Below are 18,401 nucleotides of genomic sequence, written 5' to 3' on the forward strand. Positions count from 1 at the left end.
CGTGGGAGGGGCCGGAATGCTATTCGCCGCGGCGGACAGTGCCGAACGCTTCTTCTCCCTGCTGGCGGACGTCGAAGGCATGGGCACCGCTCTGGCCCTGCTGGCGCCGGGCCTGGTGGGTTATGCACTCATCTATCAGGTCACTCGTGCGCTGTACGCCGCGGATCGGGCCCGGGGAGCTGCCTGCGCCGCTGCCGCCGGCTGGATCACGGTCGCCCTCGCATCATGGGTAGCGGTGCGGCTGCTCGCTCCGCACGGCGGCGACGGGGTGGCCACGCTCAAGGGGCTGGCCCTGGGCACGACTGCCGGGATGTGCGTGGCCGGGGCCGGGCTGCTGGTGGCACTGGCGGGTCGCATGGAAATACGGGTGCTGGCGCCGACGGCGCGTGTACTGGCGGTAACGGTGCCAGTGGCCGCCGTGCTCGGAGGGGCCTGCAACTGGCTCAGCCGTCAGCCGGCAGGTGTTGTCGGCGGGGTGGCGGCGGGAGCCGCCGGGGCGGTGGTGACTGCCGCCGCCACCGGTGCCGCCATACTTGTGGCGGACCGGGAGATGCTGACGGCACTGCGGCGTCGGCGTGCTCGTCCCAGGGCGCACGGCCGCGCCGCTGCGGGCGAGCAAGAGTCACAGGAGATGAGATGAACTCATACGTGGAAGACGCCGAGCGGCCAGGAGCACGGGCCAACTCGGACCGCTTGCGCATCATGGAGGTGTCGGGCAGCGCTGCTGGCGGCATGCGCGCCCACGTAGCCGAGTGCGCCCGAATCCTGGCCCAGGCGGGCCATGACGTGATTGTGGAGGCTCCTGCTGAGGTGATCGCCGGAGCCGACTTCGGGTGTGCCCGCACCGAGCCCCTCACGATCGGAGCTCGTCCCACTCCCGGCGACGGAGCGGTAATTGCCAGGCTGCGTCGGCTCGGGCGCCGCGCTGATGTCATCCACGCTCACGGGGTGCGTGCCGGGGCCCTGGCCGGGCTGGCCCTGGGTAGGCGCCGCCCGGGCCGTGCCCGCCTGGTGGTGACCATCCATAACCAGCCGATCGGCGGACGGCTCACTACCGCCGTCGGCAACCGGCTGGAGCAGCTGGTGGCAGCGCGCGCTGACCACATTCTTGCGGTCAGTCCGGATCTGGCCGAACGCCAGCGCAACCGCGGAGCCGAGCGGGTCGAGCTCGCTGTCATACCTGCGCCGAGGCGAGACGAACAGAACCTGGCACCGCGCGCCTCCTCCGTCGAATCGGCCTGGCGGGGCGCCCCCAGGCGCATACTGACCGTCGCCCGGCTGGCGCCCCAGAAGGGCTTGGAGCTGCTGCTGGATGCCGCGGCGCTGGTGGCCGCCCAGGCCGCGGATGGCTCCGGCAGGACGCCGGACCTGGCCTGGGCGGTTGCCGGTGAGGGACCAGGACGGGCCGCGGCCGAGGCCCGTATCGGCGCCGAGTCGCTGCCGGTAAACCTGCTGGGGCGGCGAGAGGATGTGCCCGCGCTCATGGAGGCAGCCGACGTCGTCGTGCAAACCAGCCTTTGGGAGGGCCAGCCGATCGCCCTCCAGGAGGCCCTGCAGGCAGGCGCAGCAATCGTGGCTACCGATGTTGGCGGCACCGCCGCCACCGCCCGTGGGGGCGCCATTCTGGTGCCCCCGCAGCCGCAGGCGCTTGCGGACGCGATTACTGGGCTGCTGCGAGATGCACAGGCCCGTGACCGCGTGCGGGAACGCGCCCGGCGTGCGGCCGAGCGGCTGCCGCACGGCACCGACCTGGCCGCCCAACTGGAGGCCGTCGTCGCCCACCGCTGAAACAAACCGAATCGTAAGGAGAGAAACCAGTGAATCAGCCGAGTCGGCTCAGGGATGTCCACGACCTGACGCGTCGCGTCGTCAGTCATGAGCGCGCCTGGTCAGGGCCGATCTTCACGGTGGACGATGACGCCGTGATACTCGCAGACGGGCTCGCCCCGGTGCGGCGTCAGACGGTTGCGCACCATGACGCCGTGAACGTCGTGGCACTGCGGGAGGGAAGTGAATCCTCCCAGGCGGATGCGGCCGCCGAGATCCTCATGGTGCGCCAGTACCGTCACCCCGTGCGGGCCATGCTGTGGGAGATTCCAACCGGGCTGCTTGACGTGCCTGGGGAGTCACCGCTGGCGGCAGCGCAGCGTGAGCTGGCCGAGGAAACCGACTACATGGCGGCGCGCTGGGACGTGCTGGTCGACTCCTACGCCTCGCCGGGGTTCACGACCGAGGGGGCACGCACCTTCCTGGCCCGCGAGCTGACTCTGCTGCCGGAGGACGCGCGGACCGTCCGCGAGGCCGAGGAGGCGGAGTTCGAGCCCACCTGGGTGCGCTTCGACGACGCCGTGGAGGCAGTCATGCGCGGCCTGCTGCACAACCCCTCAACCGTGATCGGTATTCTCGCCGCGGCACGCGTGCGCGACCGCGGCTACACGGGTCTGCGCCCCGCCGATGCCGTTTGGCTGCGCAGTCCCGAGAGCCTGTGAGGCGCCTGTTAGTCCTCGTCATCTGGCGCGGTCACATCGCCGTCGCGGTCCAGGGTCGAGTCCTGGGTGGCGCCCCCGGTCGGGTTGGATGCTGACTCCTCCCCGCCCTCGGTCACTGACGCAGCGTCAGCAGCATCGTCACCAGAAGCAGAGGTGTTACCACCCGAGGTCTGGAAGTCGATGTCCGGGATGATCGTCTCGGGACGGTACACCACACGGTAGTGGAACGGGTCCGCAGCCGAGGCGTCGGTCTGCTCGACGAAGTAGGTGACGTTGTCAGACAGACCCAGGAAGTGCTTCTTGAACAGGTAGCCGCCGTCCTCGTCCTTGCCGACCAGGCAGATGACCTCCAGTTGGCTGTCTTCGCTGTCGGCGGTGATGGAGCAGTACCCTTCTATCTCGAGAAGGTACTTGTCCGTGATGCCGTTGAAGAAGACGATGCGACGGTTGATCTCGAAGTTGTCTGATGCCTTGGAGATGTTGTTGGACGCGGTCTCGGCTGCGTCGGAGCAGGCTGCCAGCCCTGCTGAGGCTACGGCGAGTAGGGGCAGGACGGCGAGTTTGCGGATAACGTTCTTCACTTGTCTTCCTTCTTGGAATGGCTCGCCAGAGTGCTGGCGCTGCAGTCTTGGATCTGTTGGATGAGTGCGGGGACGCGATAGGTGATACGTACCGCGCGGGTGTCCTATCGTGCCACGCTTAGGTGCCCCTGATTTCACTGCCCGCATCGTGTCCCGCTGGATAGCCTCCCATGTGCGCCATCATGCGGCTCTTCCGCGGCAGCGTACCGCCACACCTGGGCTCAGGTGGTTATGCCGCTGCGCCGGGAGGTAGAGGCAGCCGGTGTGGCTGTCATCGCCAGCGATGCTGGGGTCTCGCATGCCGGGTATTAGTCATGAGGCCCCTAGGCCCCTGGACGTCGCACAGTACGCAGCGAGCTTGTGGTGGGGCGGGTTGGTCGTGGGCGCTTGGGGACGCATATTGGGTGGTATCTCTTGGCGGATTGGTTGCACTGGTTGTCTGGGCTAGTGGTGTCAGTTGTTTGGGGTGCTTGTGGGGGTGGGTGAGGGTAGGGGTGTGGGGTAGGCGTAGTAGGGGCGGGCTTGTTCCATGGTTTTGTCTAGTCCGGGGATGGGTTGGTTCTGGCAGAGCCAGGGGAGGGCTGATTGGGTCAGGGCGATGAGGTTTTCTCGCATGTCGCCTGCCATGACCGAGGCGTGGTCGATGCGCAGGGCGAGGTAGTGGTCCCCGCAGGTGAACGCGGTGCTGCCGTAGTCGGTTTCGGCGCCGGGGCTGGAGGTGCGGGCCTCGCCTTCCCCGTCTATGCCTTCGAAGGTGAAGGATGACACCTCCGGCCCCCAGGCTAGTGATCCGTGGTCCCATGGGCCGCGTTCGTCGTAGATGTACCAGAACGCAGAGTAGAAGACCATTCTGTCCCGGCCTGGATGATATGCGCGGCACTCGGAGGCGGTGGTTATGTTCTTGTCTGAGGCGGTGATGGTGATGTTTGGGCCGAACATGGCGTGCAGGGCTGTGTTGGGGATGCCGGGGCAGGTGTATTTCTCGTCTTCTCCGGTGGGGGCGGTGGTTGGGACTACTGCTGTTGCCGGGGCCGCGGAGGGCGAGGCCTGGTTGCTTCCGGGTATTAGGGAGCAGCCGACTAGTGCCAGGCACGCTGCCGTAAGCGCTGTGAGCATCGTAGGGGCAGCGCGGTGTGCTAGGAGACGGCGCCGCTTGCCGTTTGCGGGCCTGCGCCTGTGGTGGTTGGTGGGTGTTGGAAGCATGGCTTGGTTTTCTCCGCTGGTGGTTGCGACGTGGCGCTAGTTGTGGTGGGGCTCTGTTAGTCCTCGTCGTCCTGCGCGTCCGTCTCGCCCTCGCCCCATGTGTGGCTAGGCGCGGTGCTGCTGTCGGGGTTAGCGGTGCCCCAGCCGTCGTCGAACCCGTCTTTTCTGGTTTTGGTTAGGTTGTTGAGATCCGGGTTTGTGGAGCTTTGGAGGTTGTTGCCGACCTCGGAAAGGCCGATGCGGGTGTTGGAGTCGGCCAGCTGCTCGGGGGTCATGTTCTGGGTGAGGTTGTTTCCGTCCTGATCGATGATAATGTCCAGGACGTAACCGAGGTTGTCGGCGCGTTCTAGGACGGCTTTAAGGTCCTCTTCGTTGTACAGGCCGGAGTTGAGCAGCGCCAGGGTGAGCTGGCGGTTGTTGGCGGCAGCCGCAGTGCTCTCGATCTTTTCGGCCTGGTTGCGGGCCTGGTCGGTGTTGTCGGTACCGAAGGGCTTGCCCAGGTCGACGCCGAGGGACAGCACTGAGCCGGCCACGGGTATGAGACCGGCCAGGAACGAAGTGACGGAGTTTGCGTCGTCGTGGGCGGAGTCAGTCTGCTCTGCCATGGCCACCAGCTGGTGGGCCGCGGCCCCGGCGAAGAAGGCGTTGGTGCGACTCTGAGACCTGACGGCCTCCTGGAGGGCGGCAGCGTCGCCGGTGTTGTTGTACCGGTTGACGGCGTCCTGGAGCTGCTGGGTGTGGTAGTCGGTCATGGCGCCGCCCAGGGTGGTGGAGGCCCACTCATCCAGGGAAACCTGGCCGATGAGATTGGTCAGCGCCCGGTCGGTGAACAGCGGGTAGTAGCTGGTCCCTCCGTCAGAGCCGGAGCCGATGCCCAGTGGCGCGCCCTCGTTGCCTTTCTCGGTGGAAGCGTCTACGCCTTGGGGGTGGCGGGCCATGACCGCGGCGACGGACCGGCGGGCGTCGGGGGACAGGCTCAGAGGGTCCTCTCCGGAGCCGAGGCCGTTGAGGATGCCGGAGGTGGCGGTGGCGCGGGCGGACTCCTTGTACTGCCTGGCAGGGTCTGCCATGCTGGGGGAGGAGAGCCGGTCGATCCGGTCGGCGAGCATCGCCCAGTCGGTAGTCCATTTCTGATTCTGAAGCCGACCCTGTTCTATGAGTTGCTGTATGCGCTTGGCGTGCTTAATAGAGTCGTTCGCGCTTACTGGGGTGGTGGTGCCGTCCGGGTTGGGGACCAGCCACTCGGTGGCAGCGTCGAGGTTGCCGGTCATGGCATGCACCACCCCGGCCAGCGGATTATCTGTTGGGCCTATGGGGAACTCTTTGTTGTAAGCGTCCCGACCCTGGGGCTGAAAGCTCCCAGGATCGGGGCTGTAGTCCTCCAGTCGGCTGGCCAGGGTGACAAGGAACACGTCGTTGTAGTCCAGGCCGATTTCCTCAGGGGTGCCGTCGGAGTCGATGTCGGCCTGTCGGGAAGCGGCGAGCATCTGGTTCAGCGCACCGATGCGCAGGTTCTTGCCCTTCTCCTCGGCATAGTCCACCAGCCGGTTGGCGTAGGCCTCGGCCTTCGCATCGTCCCAGGTCCTGGAGGCAGTAGCCAGCATGTGGCCCAGAGCGTCGGCCAGATCCTCACCCGCATCAGGCCGTTCAGTGGTGCTGATGCCCTGTGGGTGAGTGAAGGTCAATTGGTCCTGGATGTCGGCGGGTAGGTCCAGCAGGCGGCCGGGTCCGATGTTGGCCAGGATGGTGTTGGCGTAGACCGCGTCATCCTGGTTGGCCTGGACGCGCCCGATGAGCTCGTCCCACTCCTCGGGGGTGCAGCCGTTGATGGAGTAGTCCACCATCTTCTCGGCGTCGGCGCGGGCCTGGTTGACCTTGTCCACCTGGTTGTGCGTTTTGACGTTGTCGTCGGTGTCCTCGGTGCCTTCGGGCAGCCAGTAGGCGATAGTGCCGTCATCAGCAGTGGTAGTGATACCGCCCTCGTTAGCGGCCTTGGCCGCAGCCAGGCGGGCCTTGAGGGACTTGACCTCGTCATCCAGGGCGTCAGCGTGGTTGCCAGCGGTGTTGGAGCGTCCGGCCAGCGACGCGGGATAGTCCTGCATCCGGTTGGTGCTGGTTACCGTCTCCCAGCTGGTCTCGGACTGGTTCTTGTAGTCGGTCAGCTTGTCGATGATGTCCTGGACGCCGTCGGCGTCAAGCGAAACGTAAGTCATTGCTCACTGCCCCACTTTGCACGGTAGTCGTCCTCGTCAACATAGGTAGGCTCGCCCTCCCAGTCTCTGCTGACTTCTACGGTGGCCTTACGCACGTTGGAGATCATGGAGTCGATGACCCCCACCAGCGTGTCGTGCATGGTGTCGGCCAGCGGGGACTGCCACACGGAGTCCTCTCCGCCCAGGCCCTGGGTCAGCAGGGTGGACTTGGGAGTCATACCCTCGGTGGCCGGATCCGCATCCAGATCATCCTGAGCCTGCTCAAGCGCGTCAACCACCCTCTTCAAAGCGATCTTCTTGTAGTTATAGTCTTCACCATCCCCCGGTGGTGTCGTGGGCAACTGATCCACCGGGAAGGGCGCAGGCCCTGGCGACGGGCTGGGGGTCGGACCAGACATTGACAAACATTCCTTTCAAAACTCATTCGACCTAGCGATAGCGACTCTCTGGAAGCCTTTGTAACCTGTCCGAGAATAGCTAGGGTTGTTTGGTTGGTTGAGTGTTGAGGGTTTGGATCTCGGCTACCGGTATGGTGGTGGTTGTGGATGTGGTGTGGGTGTCCATGGTTCCGGTGGCCCCGTCGCTGGCGGTGTAGCTGATCGCGTACGACACCTTGACATCCACCGGAGTGGTGCCTTCCTTGAAGTGGGCGCTGGAGCGGTTGAAGACGATCTTGCAGTCCGTGCCCCTAGAGTCATTGTCCTGGCTCCACGGGACCCCGAACCCCGTGCACTTAGCAGTCCCGTCCTTGGGCTGCAAAGTCAGCATCGAGGCAGTGCCAGTGATGGTGGCGGTTACTGGGCCTGCGGTCGCGGTCACGGTCACCTCCTTGGGGGTGTCGCCCGTGGCCCACACCCAGGTATCCCAGCCCACGATGGTGGCCTGCATGTCCCCGTATGTCGGGTTGTAAGCGATTGTGGCTGTGGGGATGGTTACTGCGTCCCAGGCAGCCCGTGCCAGGGTCGTTCCATCGACCACGGGGTCCGGGGGAGTCCCGCCGGCAGGAACCCACACCGGGCTGTTGTTCGCGAAGAAGTCATCAGCTATGGGTGAAAATACCTTGAGATCATTATTTGGGACGCGGCCCGAAGAGCAGATCGGGAAATACCAGTGTCCCTCGGTGTCGTCGGCGTGGGACTCATAGTCCGGATAGCGTGCGATATGTTCGTCCATTTCTTTGTTGTCGGGATGCATGCCATACTGGTTTGTGATAGTGCGCTGCATGTTGCCGGAGTCAATCCACTCCGCCAGCTCTTCGCCGGTCATCCCTTCGGTGTGCCAACACACAGGAAGAACCGTAGTTGTCACCGTCTGCGACGACACTGCTATTCCGCCTGCCCCAGAGCCATCCGATGCCGCGGGCGTGTACTGTGCGGTAACCGATATTTGCACCGAGCCGTCCTCGCCCGAAGACGCCGAACCAGACGATGAGCTCGCATCGCGCCCATAATCGGCTTGTGCTATTGGCGTGGTCGCCAGAGCCGTGACCAGGCACAGTGTCGCAGCCCAAAAAATTGATGTTGCCCAGTTTGTAGACCGCATCCTTCACGCCACGCATTCGTTGGATGAAATTAGCTCTTCGTTGGAGTCCTTCCAGCTGCCGTGCTCGTATACCATAGTAAAAATGTATTCGTAACGGCCCTGGAGGGTTTCAGGGTTGCTGACGTCATTGCCGTTGGCGTCATATGCGACCAGGTCGGAATGATCGCTACAGACTCGTACTTCTGCATGCTTGTTGGCCGGGTCTGGTGCGGTTACGGCCACCGAGGTAATCGCCACTCGCAGGCTTCCTTCAACGGTTTCGTCCGAGATAGGCTCGTAGTTGTCTTTGAGAGTCTGATATGCCTCTGCGGTCATGAGTGGTTGGGCGTTCTCGACGCCGGTGCCGGTGAACCAGATGTTCCAGGTGACCTGGTCGTAGTTGATGAAGGCCTTGAGTACCTCGGTCTGCTGGGCGTCCAGGTCCTCGGGAATGGAGGTCACTATGTAGCGGTCGGTGGACAGTGACTCCGCGGTCACCACACCCGCCGCCTCCGCCGAGGCCGCAGCAGAGGAGGATGCCGCGGCGGCAGCGGCCGACTCCGAGGCCCTTGCTGAGGCCGCAGCGACCGGATCATAGGCAGGAATGCCCGGGCTGCTCTCGTCCGAGCCCGAGGAACAAGCCGCCAGCGGCGTGCAGCCCAAGAGGATGACTAGTAGGCCTGTTGCTAAGCGGTGGTGACGGCGAGCGTTGGTTGATGGCGGCTGGGTGCCTGTCCCGCCGACTTTGCCGGGGTGGCTTGACATCATTGAGAGCTCCGCAGGGTGAGGGTATGGATCACAAGGAGTGCATGGTGCAGACCTTGAGAAGGGGCCGTTGAGGTGGGGCGGCCGACGCGCCGGACCGTGCAATCCGAGCGTCGGCCACCCCGCGCCTTGGCTCGCCGACAGCCTTAGGCGTCGTAGGAGGCGACGTCCGCGAGGTCTGTAGCGTCCGTCACGCCGTTGGCGGCGGCGATGTTGTTGTGGTTGCGCGCCACGTCGGTCGCGGCGTCTGCCAGCACGGCCTCGAAGGCGGTCAGCTTGGGCTTGAACTCCTCCCAGGCCTCACGGAAGGACTGCGCGTTGGGGCTCTCCCAGTTGGCGTTGTTCAGCGCGGTGTCCGTGTCCGAGTGGATCGAGTGGGCGGACTCCACATCGGCCTTTAGGGTGTTGTAGAGCGCCTCGAGGGTGTCCAGGTCTGCGGTCGTAGTTGCCACTGGATAACTCCTAGGGTTCAGGTGCGGATACATCACTGTCTCACTGTTTTGACAGAGATGGGTACGTGACGAAGCTCGCGTACCGGCGCGCCTTAGACTTCCACGGTTGGCCCTGCGGCGCAAGCTGCCTGGGTAGAACTACCCATATGCGGGCGCTTGTCGGCCCTGTGTCTGATCCGAGGGTACGGCTGGATTCTGCGGATCCACGGGTGTCCGCTCGCTAGAGATGTTGGCATTGCCTCAAAAATTCCTGGAAAGATGCCGTGGCGTAACCGGCGGTCTCGGGAGTACCGTACGGCTGTCCAGCAGTTCTTACTCACGAGGTTCCACAGATGTCTCAACCCCAGGATGGACGCGTCGCCCGGCGCCGCGACCGTGATGCGCGCGGTTCGTCGTCCACCCGCGCCCGGCGGGAGCAGGCGGCGTCGCGCCTGCCCTCCGCGCCCCGTGAACGGCGTCCGCTGCTGGCCGCGCTGGCAGTGCTGCTCATCGTAGGTGGGGCACTACTCGCCGGCCTGCTGGCTACTCGTGCGGACCACCGAGTCGAGGTCCTGGTTGCCGCTCGCACGGTACGCGCGGGGCAAGTGATTACCGACGAGGACCTCGCATCGACTCCGGTGTCTTCCACGCTCGGCACGCTTATTCAGGCGACTCAGGCGGAGCAGGTGATCGGGCACACCGCCCGCGTTGAAATAGCCGAGGGGCAACTGCTCGACACCTCCCAGCTGCTTACGTCGCCGCTACCGGGGGCCGGCAGCCAAGTTGTAGGCGTCTCGCTCGAGAGCGGGCGCTTCCCGGCCGGAGGGCTGGCTGCCGGGGATGTGGTGGACGTCGTTGACATCAACGGCGGCTCAATCACGGTGGGTAGTGCTCAGGTGCTGACTGCGGTCTCCAGCTCCGGCTCGAGCAACGACTGGACATCCGGGTGCGTGCTGTCGCTTATTGTCAGCAGTGCCGATGCGCCGAAGCTTGCGGCCGCTAACGCAAGCGGGAGTATTGCCGTGGTCCTTACCGCTTCCGATCAGCCGATCGGGGAGAGCTAATGCTGCTGTCCGTCGCCTCCGCCAAGGGCTCGCCCGGTGCCACTACCGCCGCACACGTGCTAGCAGCCGTGTGGCCGCGTGATGTACGACTTGCCGAGCTGGACCCGGCCGGCTCCGACCTCATGTACCGGCTGCGTACCCAGTCCGGCCAGCCCATCGACTCCTCGCGGGGACTAGTGTCGCTGGCCGCTGCGGTTCGGCGAGAGTCAGCGGCGTCATTGGAGGAGCACCTGACTACCGTTGACGGTGGGCTGGAGGTGCTGGTCGGCTTGGCGCGTCCCGACCAGGCAGCGGCGATTGGCGCTGCCTGGTCGGCAGTCGCACAGAGCCTGCGCGGCCCGGTAGATGTCATTGCCGATGCGGGACGACTGACCCCCGGTACGCCCAGCCTGGGCGCAGCACTGGCCTCCGATCGCCTCATCCTGGTCACGCGCCCCGGAGTGGACCAGTACGGGCACCTCCGGGAGCGTCTGCGGTGGATCGTCGATGAGACGGCCCACCGTGCCGAGCGGCCCGACCTCGGAGTCCTACTGGTCACGCCCTGGAAGGAGCGCCACGAGGCAGGTGCCCTGAACCGGCTACTGCACTCCGGAGGCCTCGACGTCCCAGTGACGGGGGTGCTCGCCCACGACGACGGAGCGGCGGACGCGCTGGCGGGGCGGCGGCCCCGACCGCTGGACCGCAGCCTGCTGGTGCGCTCCGCCCGAGAACTGGCTGCCGAGCTGGCAGGAGCGGAGGAGTCGCAGTGAGCGTTGACCAGAACATTGTGCGCACCATGCGTGAGGAGGTCGCCGACCTGCTCGCCAAGCAGCGGCATGACGATGCCGCCTCCGGCATCCCGCCCATGACGCCCGAGGACGAACGGCAATTCGCCCGGGCCCTGATTGGACGGGTGCTGGAGCAGTATGCCCGCACGGAGATCGCCGCCGGCCGCAGCCCCCTGGACGCCCAGGCCGAGGAGGAGGTCTCCCAGGGCATCCACGCCGCCCTGTTCGGGGTCGGCCGCCTGCAGCCCCTGCTGGAGGACCCCGACGTCGAGAACGTGGACATCAACGGCTATGACAACGTCTTCATCCAATACGCAGACGGGCGTGAGGAGCGTGGGGCACCGGTTGCCGATTCCGATGACGAGCTCGTCGAGCTAGTCCAGGTGCTCGGCTCCTACTCCGGTCTCGCCTCCCGCCCCTTCGACTCCGCCAACCCCCAGCTCGACCTGCGGCTGCCGGACGGCTCCCGTCTCTCTGCCGTCATGGACGTGTGCTCCCGTCCCGCGGTGTCGGTGCGCCGCGCCCGCCTGGACAAGGTGGGACTGGATGAGCTGGTGGGCCTGGGAACCCTCAGCCCCCGGCTGGCGGCCTTCTGCTCGGCGGCGGTGCGCGCTCGTAAGAACATCATGATCGCCGGCGCCACCAACGCCGGTAAGACCACCTTCCTGCGCGCGCTGGCAAACGAGATACCGCCGTCCGAACGGCTGATCACCGTGGAGCGCGCACTTGAGCTCGGGCTCGGCGAGTTCTCCGACCTGCATCCCAACGTGGTGGCCTTCGAGGAGCGCCTGCCCAACGCCGAGGGTGTCGGCGCCATCACCATGGCCGACCTGGTGCGGCGCTCGCTGCGTATGAACCCCTCGCGCGTGATCGTTGGCGAGGTACTGGGAGACGAGATCGTCACCATGCTCAACGCCATGAGCCAGGGCAATGACGGCTCGCTGTCCACAATCCACGCCAACTCCTCGGCGGAGGTGTTCAACCGCATCGCTACCTACGCCATCCAGTCCGCGGAGCACCTGCCGCAGGACGCCACCAACCTGCTGATCGCGGGCGCCGTCGACTTCGTAATCTTCCTCACCCGCGAGAACCGGTTCTCCGAGGGTGGTTCCATGCGCCGTTACGTGGCCTCCGTGCGCGAGGTGAACGGGGTCGACGGGCGCGTGCTGTCCAGTGAGGTATTCGCCGACGACGGCTCCGGACAGGCGCAGCCCGCTGCCCCAATCGAATGCGTCGAGGATCTGATCGAGGCCGGCTACGACCCTGCCGCCGCCTATGCCGTCCCCAATGCGCGGAGGTCCCGATGAACAGTTCTACCGCCATGGCCGCTGTGCTGGCCGGTGCCCTTATCGGCGCCGGACTGTTCCTGCTGCTCGCCTTCGCCCTGGGCGCAGACCCTCTCCCCGGCCGCGTACCGGGCGCCGGCGGCGGTCGGCAGCTGCTCGCCGGTCGACCGCTGTGGCGGCTCGCCCTGGCCGGCGGCATCGCCGTCGCCTTGCTGGTACTGACTCGCTGGCTCGTGCTGGCGGCGGCCGGCGGTGTGCTGGTGGTCGTATGGCCGCTGCTGTTCGGCGGTGCCCGACAGGAGCGGGAGGCAGCAGCCAGAATCGAGGCGCTGGCGACCTGGGCGGAGTCGCTGCGCGACACGATCGCCGGAGCCGTCGGCCTGGAGCAGGCCATCCCCGCCACCGTCTACGCCGCCGCACCGATTATTCGCGAGGACCTCGCACTACTGGCCGACCGGATGCGCGTGCGGGTGCCGCTCGCCACCGCACTGCGCCAGTTCGCCGACGACCTGGACGACCCAACCGCAGACCTGATCGTGTCCGCACTGATTATGAACTCGCGGCTGCGCGGCCCCGGGCTGCGCCAGCTGCTGGGCTCGCTAGCCGAAACGGCCCGCGCCGAGCTGGACATGCGCCAGCGCGTCTCCGCCTCCCGCGCCGGGACCCGGCGCTCGGCCCAGATCGTCGTCGTGTTCTCAGTGATCGTCATGCTGGGACTCGCGCTATTCAACCGCAGCTTCGTGGAGCCCTACGCCAGCGCGCAGGGTCAGCTGGTCCTGCTGGTGGTGGCCGGGCTGTTCGCCGTCGGCCTGATGTGGATGCGGCGCCTTGCCGGCGTGGTGCTACCGCGCCGTTTCCTGACCGTCACGAACGGGGACGCCGCATGAGCATCTGGATCCTGGTCGGCGGAGCCGTCAGCGGTGCCGGGGTGCTACTGCTGACGCTGCTCATCGCTCCTCCGCGCGTACAGCCCGCACCGGCACTGGCCGAGCTGGACACGCTGCGGGACGAGAGCAGGCTGCGCCGCGACGCCCGGCGCCTCAACCCCGCTGAACGCGCCCTGCCCGACTGGATCGACGTGGTCGGCTTCCGAGCGGCGGCGCTGCTGCGGCGCACTGGAGTCGACCTGGGCTCCCTGAGCGCTGACCTGGCCGTCATGGGAAGGTCCCTGGAGCGGCACCTGGTGACGTCGCTGCTGTACGGGCTGGTCGCGTTCACCGCACCACTGGCCCTGGTGGGTGCCGCAACCGCGCTCGGCGCTATCACCTCCTGGGAGACTCCGGTCCTGGTGTGCACCGTGCTCGGCCTGCTGGCCCTGGTCCTGCCCACTGTCCGCCTGCGCGGGCAGGCCGACGAGGCGCGCCGTGACTTCCGGCACGTGGTGGGCTCCTACCTGGACCTGGTGTCAATGTCCCTGGCTGCCGGCCGGGGTGTGCCCGAGGCCCTCGACGCGGCCTCGACCCTGTCTGACGACCCGGCCATGGTGCGCATCCGCGACGCCCTGGCCGCAGCCCGCCTACGCGGCGAGACCCCCTGGGCCGCCATGGGCGGCCTCGGGGACCGGCTGCGGATTGACGAGCTGCGCGACCTGTCGGCCGCACTCGGGCTCGTAGCCGAGGACGGGGCCAAGATCCGTGAATCCCTGGCCGCCCGGGCCACCAGCATGCGGCGGCGCGAACTGGCCGACGCGGAGGGCAAGGCTGGGGAAAGCTCCGAATCCATGCTGGTGGCCCAGCTCATCATCGCCATGGGCTTCATCGTGTTCCTCGTATACCCGGCCCTCGCCGGGATCATTGGCGGCACGTGAGGCTCTCGGCATGACCCGATCCGTCCGGAAAACAACCCTGTAGAAAGGAACGAACATGCTCCGCCTGATCTGCACACTTCAAGTCATCGCTGGTGACCTCACCACCACGGTCCGAGACCGGCTCAACTCCCACGACGGGGAGAAGGGCGCATCCACGGTCGAGTGGGTCATCATCACCGGATTCCTCATCGTGCTGGCCGCACTCGTCGGACGCGCCGTCTACAGCCTCGTCCAGGACGCCGCATCCAACCTCAAGGCGCCGGGCCTGGGCTGAGCGCATGACTTCGTCGGCAGCGCCGCTTACGCGGCTCCGGGAGGAGACCGGCGCGTCCTCGGTGGAGCTCCTGGTCTTCTTCCCTCTGCTCATGCTCATCATCCTCGTCACCGTGCAGGTCGCCCTGTCCTGGTACGGCAATGAGGTGGCCATCGCCACCGCCCGGGAAACGGCCCGGGTGGTGCGCGAGGGCGGCACTACGGCGGCGGAGCTCGCTCAGGCAGAGGCCGACGGCGCCCAGTACGCCACCCGGGTGGGCGGTGGCCGCGCACTCACCCACGTCAACGTGCACATCGCCGCCGACGGCGACCAGGCGCGGATCACGGTTACCGGCACCTCCATGGACATCATCGGCGGGCTCGCCCCCGGCATTGAGGCAACCGTCACCGCACCGATCGAGACTTTCCGGGAGGATACGTGACAGGCGCTCCTTTTACCCCTTCCGCGCGTCGGCACGCCCGACGACGCGGCGAGCGCGGCACCATGTCGGTGGAGATGGTCGTGATTGCTCCGGCCCTGCTCATGATCGTCATGCTCGTTGTGGCTGCAGGGCGCTGGGTCTCCGCCGAGGGCATGACTCAGGCCGCGGCGCGTGACGCTGCTCGCGCAGCCTCCATGGAGCGCTCCGCCGGCATGGCGGCCAGCGCGGCCGCGGCCAGCCTGGCGGTTGCTGACACCGCCAACGCCGAGTGCAGCTCGGCCACCGACGTGTCCGGCTTCTCCCGGGGAGGCTCGGTGAAGGTCACCGTCAGCTGCCGAGTGCGGCTGGCTGACCTCGGCCTGGTGTTCCTGCCCGGCACCACCACCGTTACCTCCAGCTCGATCTCGCCGGTCGACACCTGGAGGGGAACCCGATGAGGACACGCCCCCACGAGCGTGGCTCGACATCGGTATTCGCCGTGATCGTCGCCGCGGTACTTATGGCGCTGGCCGGGCTGTGCATTGACGGCGGCAAGGTCCTCAACGCCCGCGCCACCCTCACCGACACCGCCGAGCAGGCCGCCCGCGCAGGCGCCCAGGAGATCTCCTCCGGCTCCATGCGCGGCGCTACCCGCTTCAGCCTCGACGCGGCGGCCGCGCGCACGGCCGCCGGCAGGCACCTGGCCGCCTCGGGCATCAGTGTCGACAGCTTCACTGTCTCCACGACCGGCCAGGATGTGGTGGTCAGCGTCGAGGAGGAGGTGCCCACCACCATGCTTCGCATCGTGGGCGTGGATTCCGTGCACGTGAGCGCTACCGGCACAGCCCACGCCGCAATCGGCATCAACCAGGAGGAATCGTGACCCCGACGCTTCAGCGGACAACACCGGGCCCGGCCCGCTTCCGCTCCCTGACGCCGGAGCAGCGCGAGCCCGCGTGGCGCTCCGTCCTGTCCGCCCTCGTGCTCGCCGCCGTGATCCTCGGCCTTCCCTGCCTCATGCTGTGGCAGGTGGGGCCGCCGCCCCTGCCGCGGCAGCTGGACGTCTCCCTGCTGACGCGTGCGGTCACCGGTCAGACCGTGCTCGGTGTACTTACCTGGGTGGTGTGGCTCGCATGGCTGCAGTTCACGGTATGCACCGTGGTCGAGGTTGCCTCCGCGCTGCGCGGACGCGGCCTGCCCGCGCACGTGCCGCTGTCAGGCGGCACCCAGGCGCTCGTGCGCCGACTGGTTACCTCTGCGCTCGTGCTGGGCGCCGTCGCCGCCCCCGCCGCCGCGGCGGCACCGGTCACCGCCCCGGAGCCCGCCCCGGTCGCGGCCGTGCAGGCACAGGTCGCCCAGGACGCGGCCCCCGCCTCGCTAGGCCGGGACGCGGCCCCCGCCGCAAGCGGGCCAGACGCGCGCACGCAGGCGGAAACTCAGGGTGACCAGGCCCAGACGGTGCGCTACATGCTCGGTGACATCGAGCTGCCGGCCGATGTCGGGGCCGAGCTCGTCGGCCAGCGGGTCTACGTGGTCCAGCCCCCGGAGGGCCGCTACCACGACAACATGTGGGACATCGCCGAGCGCACCCTGGGTGACGGCCGTGCCTACCGGCAGATCTACGACCTCAACGTCGGCAGGGTCCAGCCCGACGGGCGCTCCCTCGAGCTCGCCCGGCTCATCCAGCCCGGCTGGTACCTCATCGTGCCCGAATCCGCGCAGGACGTTGACCGTGTCGTCGCCATCGCGGGCGATGACGGCGCGCAGGCGGATACGACCACCGGAAGCGATACGGCGCCGGGAGACGCCGACGCGTCCTCAACCTCCATGGCCCCAGCAGCGCCGTGGCCACGGTGCCGGACGTCCCCCCGGCGCAAATGCCCGCCATAGGTGCGCTCATGGCCGCCGTACTCACTGCGGCCCTTGCCGAGCGGAGACGACGTGCTACGCCGACGGCGCCAGGAGATGAAGCCCTTGAGCTCGCCCGACTCATGCGGGTGGGTGCAGATCCGCGGCGCGCCGACCGCCTGAATCGGATTCTGCACAGCCTCCACGGCCTGCCCGGGCGCCCCGTGCCGTACGCCGTGGTCGTTGACGACGACGCCTGCAGACTCCTCCTGCCGCGCCCGCTCCCACAGGCTCCGCACCCATGGACGACCAACGACGACGGCTCCACCTGGACCCTGCCGGCAGGGGCGGAACCCGCCCCGCCCAGCGACGTTGCGGCCGCCGCGACCTCCGACTGCTCGGGACTGGTAACCATGGGCCGCGACGAGCAGGGGGCCGATATCCTCATCAACCTGGGGGCGGTCGACGGAGACGTGGTGGTCGGAGGAGAGCCGACCATGGCCGCCGAACTCATCGCCGCACTGGCGCTGGAGCTGTGCACCAACCCGTGGTCTCAGGGCAACTCGGTGATCACGGTGGGACTGCCAGGAAGTCTGCAACGCATTGCCGGCGAGCGGATGCAAACCGCCATGGAACTCGACGACGTCATGGACGCCCACCCGGCTGCGGCCGAGGACGTCCTGTCCGGGCATCGCCGCGGTGAGCAGGTCTTCGTCCTGGCCGCCGGCCAGGAGACAGCGCAGGCGAAACACGACTTCAACCTCATCAGGACGGGCCGGGCTGAAGGCGCTCGCTGGAGGATCGATCTCGACGCCTCCGGCACCGCGCGCATTGATCCGCTGGGAGTGACCGTGACCGCTACGCGGGCGACCGAGTCCGAATTGGACGGGCTGGTTGGGCTGCTCGCGCCCGCCGCCCCCGCACCCCCGGGAGACGATTCGCGTCCTCCCGTGCCGGATCCGCCGGAACCACCGCTCTCCACCGCGGCCTTGCGGGCGGCATCGGTCCGGATCCTGGTGCTGGGGCCGGCTGCCGTCCACGCTCCCGCACCCGCCGAGCCGGAGCGCCTCGACCTGCTGACCGAGGCGGCGGTCTGCCTTGCCCTGCACCCCGAAGGCATCAGGCCCGGTGCGTTCGGAGCTATGCTCTGGCCGCTCGGCGTCACTAGTGATGTGATCGCCGCCACGGTGCAGCGGTTGCGTGACTGGCTCGGCACCGACTCGCAAGGCGTGCCGCACGTGCGTCAGGACGCCGAGGGGCGGCTGACGCTCGGGCCGGAAGTGGTTTGCGACTGGGACGTACTGCGCTCCCTGCTATCCGCATCCCGGCACAGTGAGATACACCGCGAGGCCGAGCTTCTGCTCGAAGCCCTGCGGCTGGTGCGCGGTCCTGTGGGTGAGGCGTCCCGGACGGAACGCTATAGCTGGCTGGCCCGCGTGCGCACGGCCCGTCAGGCCGATGCGCTGATCACCGACGCCGCTCACCGAGCGGCCCAGATCCTGCACGACACCGACCCTGAAGGGGCGGCGCTCGCGGTGGACACCGGCCTGAAGGTGGTCGACCTGGACCAGCGGCTGTGGCGCGACCGTCTGCGGCTCGCGGCCGACCGAGGCCGTGACGAGCTGATCGCCTGCACTAACAGCCTGCTGGACCTCACCGGCGTGGAGGACGTCTCGCACGTGGACCCGGCTACCGCGGCTCTGGTCGAGGAACTGGCTCCCGGAGCGTCGATCCGCCGGGCCACCGCCTGAG

General features: G+C 67.4%; 21 protein-coding genes. 14 read left to right on the forward strand and 7 right to left on the reverse strand.

The annotated features are described in order from the left end of the window. Positions 1 to 16 precede the first annotated feature (16 nt). The 3 genes from CWT12_RS14535 to CWT12_RS04795 are packed head-to-tail and all read left to right on the forward strand — an operon-like array spanning position 17 to position 2,489. Entirely contained in the window at positions 17 to 640 is a 624-nt protein-coding gene (locus CWT12_RS14535) for a hypothetical protein (RefSeq protein ID WP_337247911.1), read from the forward strand. After that, a complete protein-coding gene (locus CWT12_RS04790; protein ID WP_161923902.1) occupies positions 637 to 1,788 on the forward strand; it encodes a glycosyltransferase family 4 protein in 1,152 nt (383 codons plus the stop codon). Before CWT12_RS14535 ends, CWT12_RS04790 begins: the two co-directional genes overlap by 4 nt. Positions 1,789 to 1,817: 29 nt before the next feature. After that, positions 1,818 to 2,489, forward strand: coding sequence for an NUDIX domain-containing protein (locus CWT12_RS04795; RefSeq protein ID WP_161923903.1), 672 nt, complete (start codon positions 1,818 to 1,820; stop codon positions 2,487 to 2,489). A gap of 8 nt (positions 2,490 to 2,497) precedes the next feature. Here the strand turns inward: CWT12_RS04795 and CWT12_RS04800 are convergent, their stop codons facing one another. The 7 genes from CWT12_RS04800 to CWT12_RS04830 form a co-directional block, all read right to left on the reverse strand. Beyond that, positions 2,498 to 3,070: a beta-sandwich lipoprotein gene (locus CWT12_RS04800; RefSeq protein WP_202616280.1), complete on the reverse strand. Its 573-nt coding sequence runs from the start codon at positions 3,068 to 3,070 to the stop codon at positions 2,498 to 2,500. A 453-nt stretch (positions 3,071 to 3,523) separates the two neighbouring features. Continuing rightward, a complete protein-coding gene (locus tag CWT12_RS13845; protein ID WP_237564312.1) occupies positions 3,524 to 4,186 on the reverse strand; it encodes a hypothetical protein in 663 nt (220 codons plus the stop codon). A 143-nt stretch (positions 4,187 to 4,329) separates the two neighbouring features. After that, entirely contained in the window at positions 4,330 to 6,486 is a 2,157-nt protein-coding gene (locus CWT12_RS04810; protein WP_161923904.1) for a DUF6571 family protein, read from the reverse strand. After that, a complete protein-coding gene (locus CWT12_RS04815) occupies positions 6,483 to 6,773 on the reverse strand; it encodes a hypothetical protein (RefSeq protein WP_161923905.1) in 291 nt (96 codons plus the stop codon). The genes CWT12_RS04810 and CWT12_RS04815 overlap by 4 nt, the downstream gene beginning before the upstream one ends. Positions 6,774 to 6,963: 190 nt before the next feature. Further along, a complete protein-coding gene (locus CWT12_RS04820) occupies positions 6,964 to 7,659 on the reverse strand; it encodes a hypothetical protein (RefSeq protein ID WP_237564313.1) in 696 nt (231 codons plus the stop codon). A gap of 372 nt (positions 7,660 to 8,031) precedes the next feature. Beyond that, the gene (locus tag CWT12_RS04825) at positions 8,032 to 8,775 is read right to left on the reverse strand and encodes a hypothetical protein (RefSeq protein ID WP_161923906.1); all 744 of its coding nucleotides are present in this window, start codon (positions 8,773 to 8,775) and stop codon (positions 8,032 to 8,034) included. 143 nt (positions 8,776 to 8,918) lie between these two features. Next, the gene (locus tag CWT12_RS04830; RefSeq protein WP_237564314.1) at positions 8,919 to 9,224 is read right to left on the reverse strand and encodes a hypothetical protein; all 306 of its coding nucleotides are present in this window, start codon (positions 9,222 to 9,224) and stop codon (positions 8,919 to 8,921) included. A 332-nt stretch (positions 9,225 to 9,556) separates the two neighbouring features. Between CWT12_RS04830 and CWT12_RS04835 the strand changes: the two genes are divergently transcribed. From CWT12_RS04835 to CWT12_RS04885, 11 genes are read left to right on the forward strand one after another with little or no spacing between them, the layout of a single operon-like run. Further along, positions 9,557 to 10,267 (forward strand): SAF domain-containing protein, encoded by a 711-nt coding sequence (locus CWT12_RS04835; protein ID WP_161923907.1) that lies wholly within the window; start codon positions 9,557 to 9,559, stop codon positions 10,265 to 10,267. After that, entirely contained in the window at positions 10,267 to 11,016 is a 750-nt protein-coding gene (locus tag CWT12_RS04840; protein ID WP_161923908.1) for a hypothetical protein, read from the forward strand. The genes CWT12_RS04835 and CWT12_RS04840 overlap by 1 nt, the downstream gene beginning before the upstream one ends. Further along, entirely contained in the window at positions 11,013 to 12,341 is a 1,329-nt protein-coding gene (locus tag CWT12_RS04845; RefSeq protein ID WP_161923909.1) for a CpaF family protein, read from the forward strand. The genes CWT12_RS04840 and CWT12_RS04845 overlap by 4 nt, the downstream gene beginning before the upstream one ends. Then, positions 12,338 to 13,207 (forward strand): type II secretion system F family protein, encoded by an 870-nt coding sequence (locus CWT12_RS04850; protein ID WP_161923910.1) that lies wholly within the window; start codon positions 12,338 to 12,340, stop codon positions 13,205 to 13,207. The genes CWT12_RS04845 and CWT12_RS04850 overlap by 4 nt, the downstream gene beginning before the upstream one ends. Continuing rightward, a complete protein-coding gene (locus tag CWT12_RS04855; RefSeq protein ID WP_161923911.1) occupies positions 13,204 to 14,127 on the forward strand; it encodes a type II secretion system F family protein in 924 nt (307 codons plus the stop codon). The genes CWT12_RS04850 and CWT12_RS04855 overlap by 4 nt, the downstream gene beginning before the upstream one ends. Before the next feature lie 55 nt (positions 14,128 to 14,182). Beyond that, the gene (locus tag CWT12_RS04860) at positions 14,183 to 14,401 is read left to right on the forward strand and encodes a hypothetical protein (RefSeq protein WP_161923912.1); all 219 of its coding nucleotides are present in this window, start codon (positions 14,183 to 14,185) and stop codon (positions 14,399 to 14,401) included. Positions 14,402 to 14,405: 4 nt separating this feature from the next. Continuing rightward, positions 14,406 to 14,822 (forward strand): TadE family protein, encoded by a 417-nt coding sequence (locus CWT12_RS04865; protein ID WP_161923913.1) that lies wholly within the window; start codon positions 14,406 to 14,408, stop codon positions 14,820 to 14,822. Beyond that, on the forward strand, positions 14,819 to 15,259 hold the full coding sequence (locus CWT12_RS04870; RefSeq protein ID WP_237564315.1) for a TadE/TadG family type IV pilus assembly protein: 441 nt from the start codon (positions 14,819 to 14,821) through the stop codon (positions 15,257 to 15,259). The genes CWT12_RS04865 and CWT12_RS04870 overlap by 4 nt, the downstream gene beginning before the upstream one ends. Beyond that, the gene (locus CWT12_RS04875) at positions 15,256 to 15,684 is read left to right on the forward strand and encodes a TadE/TadG family type IV pilus assembly protein (protein ID WP_161923914.1); all 429 of its coding nucleotides are present in this window, start codon (positions 15,256 to 15,258) and stop codon (positions 15,682 to 15,684) included. Before CWT12_RS04870 ends, CWT12_RS04875 begins: the two co-directional genes overlap by 4 nt. Beyond that, positions 15,681 to 16,691 carry a LysM peptidoglycan-binding domain-containing protein gene (locus CWT12_RS04880; protein WP_161923915.1) on the forward strand — a complete coding sequence of 337 codons (1,011 nt, stop codon included), beginning with the start codon at positions 15,681 to 15,683 and terminating at the stop codon, positions 16,689 to 16,691. Before CWT12_RS04875 ends, CWT12_RS04880 begins: the two co-directional genes overlap by 4 nt. An 8-nt stretch (positions 16,692 to 16,699) precedes the next feature. After that, positions 16,700 to 18,400 (forward strand): hypothetical protein, encoded by a 1,701-nt coding sequence (locus CWT12_RS04885; protein ID WP_161923916.1) that lies wholly within the window; start codon positions 16,700 to 16,702, stop codon positions 18,398 to 18,400. Position 18,401: the final 1 nt, after the last annotated feature.

The organism is Actinomyces sp. 432 (genome assembly GCF_009930875.1).
Lineage (GTDB): Bacteria > Actinomycetota > Actinomycetes > Actinomycetales > Actinomycetaceae > Actinomyces.

Excerpts from the sequence above, each read along its gene's own strand:
- CWT12_RS14535 (WP_337247911.1), top strand. The coding sequence starts at position 17 with ATGCTATTCGCCGCGGCGGACAGTGCCGAACGCTTCTTCTCCCTGCTG.
- CWT12_RS04790 (WP_161923902.1), top strand. The coding sequence starts at position 637 with ATGAACTCATACGTGGAAGACGCCGAGCGGCCAGGAGCACGGGCCAAC.
- CWT12_RS13845 (WP_237564312.1), bottom strand. The coding sequence starts at position 4,186 with ATGCTCACAGCGCTTACGGCAGCGTGCCTGGCACTAGTCGGCTGCTCC.
- CWT12_RS04810 (WP_161923904.1), bottom strand. The coding sequence starts at position 6,486 with ATGACTTACGTTTCGCTTGACGCCGACGGCGTCCAGGACATCATCGAC.
- CWT12_RS04820 (WP_237564313.1), bottom strand. The coding sequence starts at position 7,659 with ATGGACGAACATATCGCACGCTATCCGGACTATGAGTCCCACGCCGAC.
- CWT12_RS04825 (WP_161923906.1), bottom strand. The coding sequence starts at position 8,775 with ATGATGTCAAGCCACCCCGGCAAAGTCGGCGGGACAGGCACCCAGCCG.
- CWT12_RS04835 (WP_161923907.1), top strand. The coding sequence starts at position 9,557 with ATGTCTCAACCCCAGGATGGACGCGTCGCCCGGCGCCGCGACCGTGAT.
- CWT12_RS04840 (WP_161923908.1), top strand. The coding sequence starts at position 10,267 with ATGCTGCTGTCCGTCGCCTCCGCCAAGGGCTCGCCCGGTGCCACTACC.
- CWT12_RS04850 (WP_161923910.1), top strand. The coding sequence starts at position 12,338 with ATGAACAGTTCTACCGCCATGGCCGCTGTGCTGGCCGGTGCCCTTATC.
- CWT12_RS04855 (WP_161923911.1), top strand. The coding sequence starts at position 13,204 with ATGAGCATCTGGATCCTGGTCGGCGGAGCCGTCAGCGGTGCCGGGGTG.
- CWT12_RS04860 (WP_161923912.1), top strand. The coding sequence starts at position 14,183 with ATGCTCCGCCTGATCTGCACACTTCAAGTCATCGCTGGTGACCTCACC.
- CWT12_RS04865 (WP_161923913.1), top strand. The coding sequence starts at position 14,406 with ATGACTTCGTCGGCAGCGCCGCTTACGCGGCTCCGGGAGGAGACCGGC.
- CWT12_RS04875 (WP_161923914.1), top strand. The coding sequence starts at position 15,256 with ATGAGGACACGCCCCCACGAGCGTGGCTCGACATCGGTATTCGCCGTG.
- CWT12_RS04885 (WP_161923916.1), top strand. The coding sequence starts at position 16,700 with ATGGCCGCCGTACTCACTGCGGCCCTTGCCGAGCGGAGACGACGTGCT.